Source organism: Agrococcus phoenicis, assembly GCF_047302415.1.
Classification (GTDB): domain Bacteria; phylum Actinomycetota; class Actinomycetes; order Actinomycetales; family Microbacteriaceae; genus Agrococcus.
Map to the genome: position 1 here is coordinate 1,169,080 of NZ_CP154854.1, position 12,356 is coordinate 1,181,435.

Genomic DNA, 12,356 nt, shown 5'->3' on the forward strand with positions numbered 1-12,356 from the left:
GCCGCATGCGCGCCGAGCAGATCACCGACCCGATCGCCTACCACGGCGAGGGGCCATGCTGGTCGAGCAGCTGGGGCGGGCTCCGCTGGGTCGACATGCTCGCCGGCGACATCCTCTCCTTCGGCGAGGGCGAGCGCGTCGAGCGCCGGCACGTCGGCACGGTCGCGGCGGCGGTGCGGCCTCGGCGCGACGGCGGCGCGGTCATCGGCGTCGAGCGCGGCTTCGCGCTGGAGGAGCCGGACGGCTCGGTGCGCGCGCTGCCCGAGCTGTGGTCGTCTCCGACGATCCGCATGAACGAGGGCGGATGCGACCCGGACGGCAGGTTCTACTGCGGTTCGATGGCCTACGACCAGGAGACGGGCGCCGCCGCCCTCTACCGCCTGGATGCGCGGGGCGAGGTCGACGAGGTGCTCGCGGGCGTGACGATCTCGAACGGCCTGGAGTGGAGCCCGGACGGCTCGCTCGCCTACTACGACGACACCGAGACGGGCGCCGTGTCGGTGTTCGACTACGACGCCCATCGCGGGCTCACCGATCGACGCGTCTTCGCGACCCTGCCCGACGACGGCGCCCCGGACGGGCTGACGGTCGACGCCGAGGGATGCGTCTGGGTCGCGGTCGCGAACGGCGGCGCGGTGCTGCGCTACCGGCCCGACGGCGTGCTCGACGGCCGCATCGAGCTGCCGGTGACGAAGGTGACCGCGTGCACCTTCGGCGGCGAGCACCTCGACCGGCTCTTCATCACCACCTCGCAGGAGGACATCGACGTCGAGGCAGAGCCCGAGTCCGGTGCGCTCTTCGTCGTCGAGCCGGGCGTGCGCGGCCGGCCCGTCCGCGCGTTCGCAGGCTGACCCGCCCAGGCACCGCGGGCCGACGGAACGCGTCGTCGCCAGTGCCTCAGCGCCGGTCGAGCAGTCCGCCGAGAGCGGCGTGCAGCAGCGGCACGGCCGAGCCGACCATGAGCACCGTGCCGAGCACGAGGTCATCGGGGCGCACGAGCGCGCCCGCCAGCAGCAGGCCGGCGAAGACCACGGCGGAGGAGAGCCGGCCGATCGTGCGCTGCAGCCGGTCGACGCGGCTCGAGAGTCGCGGCGTCGTCACCTCGAGCCGCCCCTCCTCGACGCGGGTGGCGAGCGCGTCGAGCCGCCTGGGCAGCCGCGCTGCGATCCGCGCCACGGCCACGCCCTCGTCGAGCACCGAGCGAGCGAGCCCGCCGGCCTCGTCGCGCAGCAGCCCGGCCGCGTAGGGCTCGGCCGCATCCCACACGTTGAAGCTCGCATCCAGCGCGCTGCAGACGCCCGAGGTGAGGGAGCCGGCGCGGATGATGAGCAGCAGATCCTCCGGCAGCTGGAACGGCAGCGACCGCATCACCTCGCCGAACTCGCGCGCGAACGCGCGGTACTCGCGCGGATCGACCTGCTTCAGCTCGGCGAAGCCCATGCCGCCGAATCGCGCGAAGGCCTGCGTCATGGCCCGTTCGAGCGCGACGGTGTCGGCGGTCGGCAGCAGCGCGCCGAGCTCGGTGATGGCGTCGACGAGCCCGGCGCCATCGCGCTGCGAGCCGGCGATGAGCAGTCGGCGCAGCCCGCTGCGCGTGCTCGCCGGAACCTGCCCCATCATCCCGAAGTCGATGAACGTCAGCTGCCAGCCGCCTCCAGCGGACCGATCGCGGACAGCGGTGTCGGATGCGGCGCGGCCGTGCGCTGCGCCCAGCGGGGTCACGAACAGGTTGCCCGGGTGCGGGTCGGCGTGGAAGAAGCCGTGGGTGAAGAGCTGGTCGAACATCACCGCGGCGAAGGCATGCGCGACGGCTGAGGGGTCGATGCCCGCCGCGCGCAGCGCCTCGACGTCGGTGATCTTGATGGAGGCGACGTCGGCGAGCGTCAGCACGCGGCGGGTGGTGCGCTCCCAGATGACCTCGGGCGCGCGCACGCGGTCATCGCCCTCGAAGGCCGTCGCGAAGCGCTCCGCGCTCGCCGCCTCGTGCAGGTAGTCGATCTCCTCGAGGCTGGTGCGAGCGAACTCTTCGACGAGCGCGGGCGCATCCACGCGCCGCGACACGAGCCGCACGTGGCTGAGCCAGCCGCCGACCCGGCGGAGCGCCGCCAGGTCGACGTCGACGATCGCGGCGATGCCCGGGCGCTGCACCTTCACCACCGCATCCGCCGAGCCGAGGTGCTCGGCGTCGAGCTCGACCAGGCGGGCGCGGTGCACCTGCCCGAGCGACGCGGCTGCGAGCGGCTGCTCCTCGACCCACGCGTAGGCCCGCTCGAGCGGCATGCCGAGCTCGGCCTCGGCGAGCGCTCGCACCTCGGAGAAGGGCACGGGCGGCACCTCGTCCTGCAGTCCGGCCAGCTCCTCCGTGATCTCGGGCGGCAGCACGTCGAGGCGCGACGACAAGAACTGACCGACCTTGATCATGAGACCGCCGAGATCGGCGGCGAGCACGTGGAAGCGCCGGGCCAGGCGCTGCAGCCGCGCGCTGCGGCCACGCGCGGCCAGGGCTCCCAGCCCGATGCGCGGCAGCGCCACCTCGCACCACCAGAGCAGCGCGAGCTGGGCCGCTGCGAAGCGCACGATGCGCCGGTAGCGGGCGCGCGTGCGCGGATCGTCGGGCATCGGCGCTCCTTCTGTGCGATGAGCCGGTGCCCGACGTGCCGTCGGCACCCGGCTCAGCCCTCGGCGAGGATGCTGTAGAGCCTACGGCGCGCCTCGTCGAGCACGCTGATGGCCTGCTCGACCTGCTCGGGCTTGCCGGAGCGGGCCACCTGCGCGGCAGCCTGCGCGAGCTCGAAGCCCGACTTCGCGACGTCGCGGCGGCCCTGGTGCGGCTGCTCGGGCTCGCCGGCGAGCCAGGGCGCGTGACGCTCCTTCGCCGCGTCGGCCTCGGCGCGGCCGCCCTCGGTGAGCGCGTAGGTCTTGCGGCCGTCGGCCTCGGTCGCCGTGAGCAGGCCCTCGTCGGTCAGCAGCTGCAGCGTCGGGTACACCGAGCCGGGGCTCGGCTTCCAGGCGCCGCCCGAGCGCTCCTCGATCTGCTGGATGATCTGGTACCCGTGCATGGGCTGCTCGTCGAGCAGCGCGAGCACCGCCGCGCGCACGTCGCCGCGACCCATCCTCTGCGGGCGCGGCGGGCGGGGCGGCATGAACGCCTCGCGGAACTGCTCCATCGCATCCCACATGTGATCCCCGCGGCCGGGGCCCCGACGGCGCGGGCCGCCCTGGCCGAAGCCGTCCTTGGGCCACCCGAAGCCTTGGGTGCCGGGAGCTGCGCCCTCGGGCCCCGCGCCATCGGGCCAGTGCGCACCGGATCCTGCGTCGAACGTGCCGTGCATGGTGTCTCCCTCGCTCCACGACCACGCCGGGCGGAACCGCTCGGCGATACTCAACGATATATCGCTGAGCGCTCCAGGTCGAGACCCGCGTCGACACCCGCGCAGCGCAGGCTCAGGCGTTCAGGGTCGCTCGGGCTCTCCCGCCGGGCGCTCCCCCGGCGCGCGTCTCGCGGCAGCCGCTCGACGGATCGCCCGCAGCTGGATCGCGCAGACCACGATGGTGCACGCCGACCCGACCACGGTGAACCACGCGGATGCCCCGGCCAAGGAGACATCGGGCAGCCGCGATGGTCAGCGCGCCGCCACCACGCCCGCTTAGGATCACCGCATGGACATCGTCTCGATGATCATGGGTGCCTCGATCGCATCCGTCGTGTGGATCTCGGTCGTCCCGTGGTCCAAGCTCAAGCGCCTGCGCGAGCAGGGCGAGGGCACCGAGCCAGACGGACGCTGAGCAGGTCGCGTGCTCGACGCACTGCTCTGGGGCGGCATCGCCGCGAGCTCGCTCGTGCTCGGCGCCGTGCTGGCGATCGCACGATCCTGGTCGGATCGCGCGATCGGCCTCGTGCTCGCCTTCGGCGCCGGCGCGCTGATCGCGTCGGTCTCGTTCGAGCTGGCCGAGGCCGGGTTCGAGCAGGGCGGCCCGCTGGGCGTCGGCATCGGGCTCGCCATCGGCGCGCTCGCGTACTTCACCGCGGATCGCCTGGTCGAGCGGTGGTCGGGCCGGCGCGGCGGCGGCGCCGCGGGGCTGCCGCTCGCGATCGGTGCGCTGCTCGACGGCGTGCCGGAGCAGGCGGTGCTCGGCATCGGGCTCGCGACCGGCGGCGGCGTGAGCATCGCGCTGCTCGTGTCGATCTTCGTGTCGAACCTCCCCGAGTCCATCGGGTCATCGGCCGACATGCTGCGCGCGGGTCGTTCGAGGGGCTTCGTGCTGCTGCTCTGGGCAGGGGTCGCGCTCGTGAGCGTCGTCGCCGCGCTCGCCGGCCGCGCGGTCGCCGATGCCGCCTCGGGCTTCGCCGTCGCCCTCGTGGACGGCGTCGCGGCGGGCGCCCTGCTCGTCATGCTCATCGACGCGATGATCCCCGAGGCGCGCGAGAAGGCGCGCGAGGGCGCCGGGCTCGCGACCGTGGTCGGGTTCGCCGTCGCCGCCGGGCTCTCGCTCATGGGCGAGGGCTGAGCGCAGCGCCAGGGCGCGGCCGCCTGGGCGGGCGCCGCCCGCTCGCTCAGACGGCCCGGGGCCAGTCGCTCGTCAGGTAGGCCTCGACGGCGCGGTGCCGGAAGGCGTAGCGCGAGCCCCGGTCGATGATCCCGCGCACGGTGTCGAGGCGCTGCGAGGTGGGGCCCGCGTCCGTCGCCTTCGTGTAGCCCGCATCCGCAGCGATGCGGCTGAGCCTGCGCTCGCTCGCGGGCAGTGCCGCCATCGCCTCGAGGAAGGCGCGCTCGCGCTCGGGCAGCCGGGCGAGGATCCGCTCGACGTGCGCGGCGGCCTCGCGCTGCGCACCGCGCCATCCGCTGACCACGTGCTCGCGCGTGATCACCGCCTCGCGGCTGGCGTACCAGGCGCGCTCCCCCGCGAGCTGGAACAGGAAGGGCTCCCCGCGGCAGAGGTCGACGATGGTGGCGGCGGCCGCGTCCTCCATCCGGATGCGCGTGGTGCCGCCGACCGCATCCGGCACCTGCCACCCCGGCAGCACGAACGTCTGCAGCGCCGCTGCGATGTCCTCGTCGTCGATCGCGGTGAGCACGGTGGTCTTGAAGCGGCGCGCGAAGGTCGCGCCCTTGTGCGCGCCGGCGCGATCCTCGAAGTCGGGCAGTCCCGTGAGGTAGACCGCGAGCGGCAGCGAGCGCCGCACGCTCGCGCCGCCGGGCAGCGCGACGGGCTCCTCGTGCGTGACCGCGTCGCCGAGGGCGATGAGCAGCTGCGAGAGCGCGTGCTCGTCGGCGATGTTCTGCACCTCGTCGATGTGGATGAGGGCGACGCTGTCGCGCGCGATGGCGGCGCGGCCGACCTCCACGAGCAGCTCGGTCAGGGCGGTGTGCGGCTCCGGCCCCTGCTGCGCGCGCAGCGAGAGCGACAGGCCGCTCGCCGCCACCGTCTCGACCCGGCTGAGCGCCTGCGCGATGCGCTGCTCGCGCGACGCCGGCAGTCCAGCCTGGCGGGCGAGCTGCAGGACGGCGGCGGCGACGAGCTTCAGGGGGTCGGCGCCCGAGGGGATGCGCAGCTGCGGCGTGACCCAGTCGCCGTCGCTGGCCGCCTGCTGAGCGATGCGACGCACGAGCGACGACTTCCCGAGCCCCGGCTCTCCGAGGATCGTGCGGCCGCGCTCGGGCAGGCCCGCGAGCAGCCGGGGCCGCACGACGTCGCGCCAGTCGCTCAGCTGCTCGGTCCGGCCCGCCCAGATCTCGGGCACGATGTCGGCGCCGGGGCTGAACGGGTTGTCTCGAGCATCACGCATACCGATAACTTTATCGCCGTTCGCGCTCGCCGGTAAAGTTATCGGCATGCGTCGTCGCTGGCTCGCGGGCGATCGAGGGCCCGCACCGGCGCGCTCGGCGGTGCATCCCGCGCAGCACCGGTCACATCTGCCGACGCGCGTAGATCGGCGCAGCGGCGAGCACTCCCACCACGATGCCGACGACGCCGACCAGCGCACCTCCCGCCGCGACGACGGCGACCGGCACACCCTCGAGCAGCGGTGAGGCACCGTCGAGCGCCCCGGTCGCCTGCGCCAACCATGCCACCGCGGCGACCGCGAGGGCAGGGGCATACGCGATCAGCCGACCGCGCGTGTAGCCCAGGCGGAAGAGCACCGGCAGCTGGATGCTCATCGACAGGCCGACGAAGGCGAAGGCCACGGCGAAGGCGAGGATCAGGATCTCCGCCGCCGGCATCGAGCCCCGGGTCGCCGCCACGGCGAGCGTGACGACGAGCGCGAGCGCGAAGGCGGCGAGGGTGAAGGCGAGCACCGCGAGCGCCCGCCCCACGACCACCGTCCGCCGCGAGACCGGCATGACGCCGTAGAGGGTGTCGAGCTGGCCGCGCTCATCGCCGAGGAACGGGGTGGAGACCGTCAGCGACGCGATGAAGGCTGCGGCGACGATGGCCATGCCGGGCACCGGCAGCACGATGCCGGCGACGACGATGGCGGCCAGCGGCAGCAGGGTCTGCGTGCGCGGCACCCAGGAGCGGAGGTCGAAGCGGGTGAACGCGGCGATCATGCGCGCACCGCCTGGCGGTCGGCGGCGAGGTGGACGACGATGTCGTCGATGCGCGCCGCATCGATCACCACCTCGGGCCCGAAGCTCGCCGAGTCGGCGACCTCGATCAGTGCCGACCAGTGCTCGCCGGATCGCTCGAGCCCGATGAGCGGTGCCGACGGGATCGATCCGCTGCCGCGCACCACCGCGTAGGACTCGACGACGTCCGGCAGCGGCCCCTGCCGGGCGACGCGACCGTGCGCGACGATGACGAGCGCATCCGCGAGCTCGTCGAGCTCTTCGGTGATGTGCGTGGAGAAGAGCACGGCGTGCTGCTCGTCCAGCATGAACTCGCGGATCAGCGTCGCGATCACGCGACGCGAGGCGGGATCGAGTCCGCTCGAGGGCTCGTCCAGGACGAGCAGCCGGGGCGACTGGGCGAGCGCCGAGGCGAGCGCCAGCTTCACGCCCTGCCCCCGCGAGAGCTCTCCCACCCGCTGCTGCGCACCGACGCCGAGCCGATCCAGCAGCGCGGCGAACCGATCGTCATCCCACGCGGGGTAGAACGGGGCCAAGCGCGAGCCGATCGAGCTCACCCGCCACTCGGCCGCAGCCGTCGGTCGGTCGAGCACCACGCCGACCTGCGCGAGCGCGGCGGGCGACCCCGCCGGCTGGCCGAGCACCTCGACCGTGCCGCCGTCGGCGCGCACGAGACCGAGCATGGCGCGGATCATGGTCGTCTTGCCCGCCCCGTTGGGGCCGACGAGGCCGACGACGCTGCCGGGCTCGACCGCGAAGGTCGCCCCTTCGACCGCGAAGTCGCCGCGCTGCACGCGCAGGTCGTCGATGTGCACGACCCTCTCACTCGGCATCGTTCCAGATGGCATCGAACCGGTCATGGATCTCCTCCTTCGTCATGTGGGCGTTCCGAGCGGCGGTCGCGAGGGCTCGCAGCGCCTCGTCGACGCGAGCAGCCAGCGCTGCGCGTGCCGCGGTCTGATCGACCTCGAGCACGACGAAGCCGCGACCGTGCTCGTTGCGCACGAGCCCCTCAGCCACCAGGTCGTTGTAGGCGCGCGTCACGGAGATGACGCTGATGCGCAGGTCTGCAGCCAGCTGCCGCAAGGAGGGCAGGGTGTCGCCGGGCGCCGCGAGCCCGGACAGGATCGCGGCCCGCACCTGCTCTTTGATCTGCTGGTAGATCGGGGTCGACGCGCTCGTCGACAGCACGATGCGCATGCCCATCCCCCTCTCGCAGCAACTGTATGTAAACAGCAGCACAGTAGCACGGTGCTCCCCCCTCGTCCTGCCCGTCCGCTGCGAGCGGCCAGCGCGGGCCTTGCGCTTCGCGCGGGAGCGCGTAGCCTCAGCGGTACACGGGTTCCGACTGAGTTTCGCGATGCACGCACCTCCGCGCCCAGCACCGCAGGCCGCAGCTCTCTCCAGCGGTGAGCGAGACGAGCGCACATGCCCGATCCCAGCCCGAGCGATGTGAGTCGCGAACCGCGCGACCCCCCGCCGGAGGCGGCGCTCCACTCCGACCTCGCCATCGGCGCGCTGCTCGCCGACCTGAACGTGCACGTGCGCGACCACCTGCAGCTGCAGCCGTGGCTCGATCGATCCGTCGTGGAGACGGCCCGCGTCGTGAACATGCCGGAGCTCACGTACATCCGGCTCGCGCAGCACGACGCCGACCGCATCCCGGTCGTCGTGATGCTGCTCGACGGCATCTGGGAGCGGGCGCTGTGAGGGGTCGGCGCGGCTCGCACCGCTGCGCCCCTCCTCCATCCGCTGAGCGCGAGGCACGAGCGCGATGAGCGACCGCGGGGTGGAGGCCGGCGGGGGTGACCAATCGATGCGACTCCGCGAGCTCCTGGACGAGCTCGCGACGTACCCCACGGGCGCAGGCGTCGCGGCACCGGACGCCGAGGAGGTCGCGCTCTGCGAGGAGATCCAGGCCATCGTGCAGGCGAGGCGCCGGGCGCGAGGGGCGGAGTAGGTGAGGACGGCGGCGCGTTCCCGAGCGGGAGGCGTGCTCGTCCGTCGGCCACCGCGCTCCGACGTGCACGCCGAGGAACGCTCGACCGGCATCCGCGTCCTGCATGACCAGGATCGTCACCCGCGCTGAGCGAGCGCCGGTCGAACCGCGGGACATCCACGACGGCGAGCCGTCTCCATCCGCGTCACGCGACGGCGCAGAATTGCCGAAGCTGCGCGATCGCAGTGCGATCCACCGAGACGAGCGACCCTGATGGCAGTGCTTCCCCCAGACCGTGTTCCGTCAACGCAGGGCCTTCGGGTCCGGAAGAAGCAGATGACATACCGCTCGATCGCGGACGCGGCGCTGACGCTCGCGAAGGAGCGCGGCTTCTCCAAGGTGACCCTCGACGACATCGCCGAGCGCGCCTTCATCTCGCCCCGCACCGTCACGAACTACTTCCCCTCGAAGGAAGCCGCGCTCCTCGCCGCCTTCGACACGGAATGCGAGAACCTCTTCGCCATGCTCGCCAGTCGTCCGGCCGGCGAGCATCCGCTGCGCTCGATCCAGGCAACGATGACCGCGGACGTGCGCAGCTGGGACGAGACGCGACTCGCGCTCGTGAGAGACCGAGAGACGACGCTCGCGCTGTATCCCACCGTCGCAGCGCTCCGCCTCAGGCAGCTCGAGCAGTTCGGCGGCGTGCTGCGGGCCACGTTGGCCACGCGCAAGGGCGTCGACCCGTACTCCGACCTCACCTCCCAGCTCGCAGCTGGGATCACGGTCATCATCCTGAAGGCGGCGACCGGCCGCTGGAAGAACATGCCCGACGACACCTCCAGCCTCGCCGCCCTCATCGATGAAGCCTTCGACGAGGCAGCCCGCGGCGCCCCACCCCGGCACGCGGAGCACGCTGGCGCCGCTGTCTCGAGCGCCCCAGCAGACCGCGACTCGGTCGAGCCAGGGGAACGCGCCGCTCACGGGTCTACCGTGAGCGGATGAGCGCGCCCTATGGCCGAGAAGCCGACATGAGAGCCGCTGCTCAGCGCCTCCGCAGCTTGCTCAGCGAGGTCGAGGGCGCGGCGACCAGCGGGCGCTCCGAACCCGGGTGTCAGCATCAGATCGACGTCTGCGACGAGATCGAGGCGATCGTGAACGACCGCCTCGAAGCCTGCGAACCCGACCACGATGCGGCCGACGTGCAACGAGCTCCCGCGGGTCTCCCCGTCGCGATGTAGGCGCGACGCCGCACGACCTGGACGCCGACGCATCCGCGACGCCGAGCGCGCTCGAGCGAGCATGGCTCGATCGGCCTCGCAGGTGCGGCCGGGCCGCGCCGCACCTCCCGGCACCACGAACAGAGGAGCCCCGGCCGATGGCCGGGGCTCCTCTGTTCACCACGATGTCGCGGAACATCTCTCGAAGACGTTGGTGGATCTGGGGGGACTCGAACCCCCGACCCCCTGCGTGCCATGCCGGCTGCGCTTTCACCGAATTTCCGCCTGTTCTTGGCCTGAAATCCCACGCGCTGACCCCTCCTGGTACGCCCACTTACGCGGGCCTACGACATCCACTCTTGACCGTACCCTTTACCCGTTCGTAGTGCGAGCCGCCGTGTGCCACACACCTCTACCTATCGGACTCGCGGACGTTCGCAGGCCAAACGGGCCTCGTCCTACTCGTTCTCGCGGATCCCTTGACCTTCTCGAGGACGTCAACCAGCGCCTCCGGTGCTTCGGCGTGGTCCGAGCTCGGCGTGGACGAACGCAGAACGTCGACGTACTCAACGCAGCTCCGCCGATGAAGCGTGACTCGAAGCCCTTGACAACCTGCGGAGGACCGCCGGCCAGATGCCCATCTACACTCAGGCCATGTCTGAAGCATCCGCGCGGATCGTCATCCAATTCACCCCGTCCGAGCTCCAGCTGGTCGAAGACGCCGCGCGACGAGCGGGGACGTCACCGGCCAACTACGTTCGCGAGACGGCGCTGCGTGCCGCTCAGGGCATCTCCTCTACCCAGCCTCTTCAGCTTCCCGCTGAAGAGTGGGACGAGTTCGCTGATGCGATCGCGCATCCGGGTCGGATGAACGAGGGGCTTGCTCGCCTTCTCAGCCACCCATCAGTGCTCGCGCGTGGCGAACCGACGCATCCAGTGCCCGCAGACATGTCCACTGCTGAAGCCTTAACGATGCTCGAGAACAACCTCGGCCGCGAGCTAATGGCCATCACCCTTGGGGCGACTCCCACGGCGCTCGCCAGTTGGATCAGTGGCGAACTGCAAGTCCCAGCCGCCGAGGAGCGCCGCCTCCGAGACGCTTTGCAGGTGTGGCAACTTGTCGTGTCGGTCGAATCGATCGAGACAACCAGGGCGTGGTGGATGGGAATTGAGGAGCAGCTCGGCGACCTCTCCCCCGCCGAAGCGATCGCGTCGGACCGAGCGGGTGCTGTGATGTCGATTGCAGGGGACTTCGTCGAAGGCGGGTGAGTGAGCGCGACCTCCACAGAACAACTGACGCGCTCGGTCCGAGCACGTCTGATGTACGGAGCCTACGTCGCAAGCGACAACGAGGAGACCGCGTAGCAACTCACTGGCTTCGCGGAGGGCTCGCAGCCCGGCCACGGTGCCGCCGTGCTCGCCGACACCTGCGTGGGAATCGCCAGCGCCCACGCAGGGTTGGCGCCGCCATCTAAGCCCCGCTCAGCGCCACTTCGACTCTCCCGGCTTGCCCGACGCCCGTCGGTGAGAGCGGCTCGCTATCGTCGACAGATGATCTTCGAGGACGACGTCGTGACGGCCGTAGCCGCGCAGCTGCGCGCCGACGGCTGGACCATCGAGAGCACGGCGCTCGCAACCCAGCACGGCGACGACATCGTCGCCGTGCGAGGGGACGAGCGGCTCGTCGTCGAGGCGAAGGGTCAGGGCAGCTCGAAGCCGCACACGCGCCGCTACGGCCAGCCCTTCAACCGAGGACAGGCAGCCACGCACGTCGGAGTCGCAGTACTTCGCTGCCTTCGGGTGGTCTCCGAGGGATCGTCCACCGCAGCGATCGCGCTGCCGGACGACGAGATTTATGCCCGCGAGATCGAGCGGGTGACTCCGGCGCTAGCCCAGCTCAACATCCGCGTCTTCGTCGTCGATCAGCACGGAGCAGTCAGGCAAGCATCGCAATAGCGCTCACAACCTCGGGTGCGGCTGCTGCTCCCGGCGCACCAGGGTGACTACAGCCGCACAGGCGAATGCCCACAGTGGCTGCTCTGGCTCGACTACCTCCGCTCCGGCGACACACTCCTGCTCGCGACGAGCGCTCCGGATGATGGCCTCAGCCCTCCCGCGTGACGTGACCGCGGTCGGACGCAGTTCAGGCCTGACTGCGTCGTGTCCGAGCGCTCGAGGCTTGGCTCGTGATGCGTTGATCGGTTGAGATCGCCACCGTTTCTGGCGTTCCCGCGCAGGAATCAGAACTCTAAACCGTCCCCGGTTTGATGCCGTCTCCTTTCGAGCCTGGAAGGAGGATGGTCATCATGCCGAAGCAGAGCCCGGCGGAGACGAAGCAGCGAGCGATCCGGCTCGTGCTCGACCACCTCGATGAGTACCCGAACTCGACGACCGCGTGCGAGACGGTCTCGAAGCGGCGCGGCTTCGGTGCCGAGTCGCTGCGCCGCTGGGTGCGGCAGGCGCAGGTCGACGCCGGCGACCGGCAAGGCGCCTCCACCAGCGAGTCGGAGCGGATGCGCCGCCTGGATCGAGAGAATCGCGAGCTGCGCGAGGCGAACGCGATCCTGCGGGACGCGGCGGTTTTCTTTGCCGGGGAACTCGACCCCCGACGCCGCTGATCGTCGCGTTCAT

General features: G+C 71.6%; 16 protein-coding genes. 10 read left to right on the forward strand and 6 right to left on the reverse strand.

What is annotated here, in order from left to right; genetic code table 11:
• The first annotated feature begins 5 nt into the window (after positions 1 to 5).
• Entirely contained in the window at positions 6 to 851 is an 846-nt protein-coding gene (locus tag AA0Z99_RS05655; protein WP_413320273.1) for an SMP-30/gluconolactonase/LRE family protein, read from the forward strand.
• A gap of 46 nt (positions 852 to 897) precedes the next feature.
• Here the strand turns inward: AA0Z99_RS05655 and AA0Z99_RS05660 are convergent, their stop codons facing one another.
• Both AA0Z99_RS05660 and AA0Z99_RS05665 read right to left on the reverse strand, forming a co-directional pair.
• Complete coding sequence (locus AA0Z99_RS05660; protein ID WP_413320275.1) at positions 898 to 2,619, reverse strand: ABC1 kinase family protein; 1,722 nt, start codon at positions 2,617 to 2,619, stop codon at positions 898 to 900.
• Between the two features lie 53 nt (positions 2,620 to 2,672).
• On the reverse strand, positions 2,673 to 3,332 hold the full coding sequence (locus tag AA0Z99_RS05665) for a PadR family transcriptional regulator (RefSeq protein WP_413320277.1): 660 nt from the start codon (positions 3,330 to 3,332) through the stop codon (positions 2,673 to 2,675).
• 328 nt (positions 3,333 to 3,660) lie between these two features.
• Here AA0Z99_RS05665 and AA0Z99_RS05670 point away from each other — a divergent pair, with 328 nt between their 5' ends.
• Both AA0Z99_RS05670 and AA0Z99_RS05675 read left to right on the forward strand, forming a co-directional pair.
• Complete coding sequence (locus AA0Z99_RS05670; RefSeq protein ID WP_413320279.1) at positions 3,661 to 3,786, forward strand: hypothetical protein; 126 nt, start codon at positions 3,661 to 3,663, stop codon at positions 3,784 to 3,786.
• 9 nt (positions 3,787 to 3,795) lie between these two features.
• Positions 3,796 to 4,509, forward strand: coding sequence for a ZIP family metal transporter (locus tag AA0Z99_RS05675; protein WP_413320281.1), 714 nt, complete (start codon positions 3,796 to 3,798; stop codon positions 4,507 to 4,509).
• A 46-nt stretch (positions 4,510 to 4,555) separates the two neighbouring features.
• Here AA0Z99_RS05675 and AA0Z99_RS05680 read toward each other — a convergent pair whose 3' ends face one another.
• From AA0Z99_RS05680 to AA0Z99_RS05695, 4 genes are all read right to left on the reverse strand, one after another.
• A complete protein-coding gene (locus AA0Z99_RS05680; RefSeq protein ID WP_413320283.1) occupies positions 4,556 to 5,788 on the reverse strand; it encodes an AAA family ATPase in 1,233 nt (410 codons plus the stop codon).
• A gap of 121 nt (positions 5,789 to 5,909) precedes the next feature.
• Positions 5,910 to 6,551, reverse strand: coding sequence for an ABC-2 transporter permease (locus AA0Z99_RS05685; RefSeq protein WP_413320285.1), 642 nt, complete (start codon positions 6,549 to 6,551; stop codon positions 5,910 to 5,912).
• Positions 6,548 to 7,384 carry an ABC transporter ATP-binding protein gene (locus AA0Z99_RS05690; protein WP_413320287.1) on the reverse strand — a complete coding sequence of 279 codons (837 nt, stop codon included), beginning with the start codon at positions 7,382 to 7,384 and terminating at the stop codon, positions 6,548 to 6,550. Before AA0Z99_RS05690 ends, AA0Z99_RS05685 begins: the two co-directional genes overlap by 4 nt.
• A gap of 7 nt (positions 7,385 to 7,391) precedes the next feature.
• A complete protein-coding gene (locus tag AA0Z99_RS05695) occupies positions 7,392 to 7,769 on the reverse strand; it encodes a GntR family transcriptional regulator (protein ID WP_413320288.1) in 378 nt (125 codons plus the stop codon).
• A 228-nt stretch (positions 7,770 to 7,997) separates the two neighbouring features.
• Here AA0Z99_RS05695 and AA0Z99_RS05700 point away from each other — a divergent pair, with 228 nt between their 5' ends.
• The 7 genes from AA0Z99_RS05700 (at position 7,998) to AA0Z99_RS05730 (ending at position 12,343) form a co-directional block, all read left to right on the forward strand.
• Positions 7,998 to 8,279: a hypothetical protein gene (locus tag AA0Z99_RS05700; RefSeq protein ID WP_413320290.1), complete on the forward strand. Its 282-nt coding sequence runs from the start codon at positions 7,998 to 8,000 to the stop codon at positions 8,277 to 8,279.
• A 64-nt stretch (positions 8,280 to 8,343) separates the two neighbouring features.
• Entirely contained in the window at positions 8,344 to 8,529 is a 186-nt protein-coding gene (locus AA0Z99_RS05705) for a hypothetical protein (RefSeq protein WP_413320292.1), read from the forward strand.
• Between the two features lie 315 nt (positions 8,530 to 8,844).
• Positions 8,845 to 9,510, forward strand: coding sequence for a TetR family transcriptional regulator (locus tag AA0Z99_RS05710; protein ID WP_413320294.1), 666 nt, complete (start codon positions 8,845 to 8,847; stop codon positions 9,508 to 9,510).
• A complete protein-coding gene (locus tag AA0Z99_RS05715) occupies positions 9,507 to 9,746 on the forward strand; it encodes a hypothetical protein (protein WP_413320296.1) in 240 nt (79 codons plus the stop codon). Before AA0Z99_RS05710 ends, AA0Z99_RS05715 begins: the two co-directional genes overlap by 4 nt.
• A gap of 633 nt (positions 9,747 to 10,379) precedes the next feature.
• Entirely contained in the window at positions 10,380 to 10,994 is a 615-nt protein-coding gene (locus AA0Z99_RS05720; protein WP_413320298.1) for a DUF1778 domain-containing protein, read from the forward strand.
• 282 nt (positions 10,995 to 11,276) lie between these two features.
• On the forward strand, positions 11,277 to 11,681 hold the full coding sequence (locus AA0Z99_RS05725; protein ID WP_413320300.1) for a hypothetical protein: 405 nt from the start codon (positions 11,277 to 11,279) through the stop codon (positions 11,679 to 11,681).
• Positions 11,682 to 12,031: 350 nt separating this feature from the next.
• The gene (locus AA0Z99_RS05730; RefSeq protein ID WP_413320302.1) at positions 12,032 to 12,343 is read left to right on the forward strand and encodes a transposase; all 312 of its coding nucleotides are present in this window, start codon (positions 12,032 to 12,034) and stop codon (positions 12,341 to 12,343) included.
• The last annotated feature ends 13 nt before the right edge of the window (positions 12,344 to 12,356 follow it).

Excerpts from the sequence above, each read along its gene's own strand:
- AA0Z99_RS05655 (WP_413320273.1), top strand. The coding sequence starts at position 6 with ATGCGCGCCGAGCAGATCACCGACCCGATCGCCTACCACGGCGAGGGG.
- AA0Z99_RS05660 (WP_413320275.1), bottom strand. The coding sequence starts at position 2,619 with ATGCCCGACGATCCGCGCACGCGCGCCCGCTACCGGCGCATCGTGCGC.
- AA0Z99_RS05665 (WP_413320277.1), bottom strand. The coding sequence starts at position 3,332 with ATGCACGGCACGTTCGACGCAGGATCCGGTGCGCACTGGCCCGATGGC.
- AA0Z99_RS05670 (WP_413320279.1), top strand. The coding sequence starts at position 3,661 with ATGGACATCGTCTCGATGATCATGGGTGCCTCGATCGCATCCGTCGTG.
- AA0Z99_RS05680 (WP_413320283.1), bottom strand. The coding sequence starts at position 5,788 with ATGCGTGATGCTCGAGACAACCCGTTCAGCCCCGGCGCCGACATCGTG.
- AA0Z99_RS05685 (WP_413320285.1), bottom strand. The coding sequence starts at position 6,551 with ATGATCGCCGCGTTCACCCGCTTCGACCTCCGCTCCTGGGTGCCGCGC.
- AA0Z99_RS05695 (WP_413320288.1), bottom strand. The coding sequence starts at position 7,769 with ATGCGCATCGTGCTGTCGACGAGCGCGTCGACCCCGATCTACCAGCAG.
- AA0Z99_RS05700 (WP_413320290.1), top strand. The coding sequence starts at position 7,998 with ATGCCCGATCCCAGCCCGAGCGATGTGAGTCGCGAACCGCGCGACCCC.
- AA0Z99_RS05705 (WP_413320292.1), top strand. The coding sequence starts at position 8,344 with ATGAGCGACCGCGGGGTGGAGGCCGGCGGGGGTGACCAATCGATGCGA.
- AA0Z99_RS05710 (WP_413320294.1), top strand. The coding sequence starts at position 8,845 with ATGACATACCGCTCGATCGCGGACGCGGCGCTGACGCTCGCGAAGGAG.
- AA0Z99_RS05715 (WP_413320296.1), top strand. The coding sequence starts at position 9,507 with ATGAGCGCGCCCTATGGCCGAGAAGCCGACATGAGAGCCGCTGCTCAG.
- AA0Z99_RS05720 (WP_413320298.1), top strand. The coding sequence starts at position 10,380 with ATGTCTGAAGCATCCGCGCGGATCGTCATCCAATTCACCCCGTCCGAG.
- AA0Z99_RS05725 (WP_413320300.1), top strand. The coding sequence starts at position 11,277 with ATGATCTTCGAGGACGACGTCGTGACGGCCGTAGCCGCGCAGCTGCGC.
- AA0Z99_RS05730 (WP_413320302.1), top strand. The coding sequence starts at position 12,032 with ATGCCGAAGCAGAGCCCGGCGGAGACGAAGCAGCGAGCGATCCGGCTC.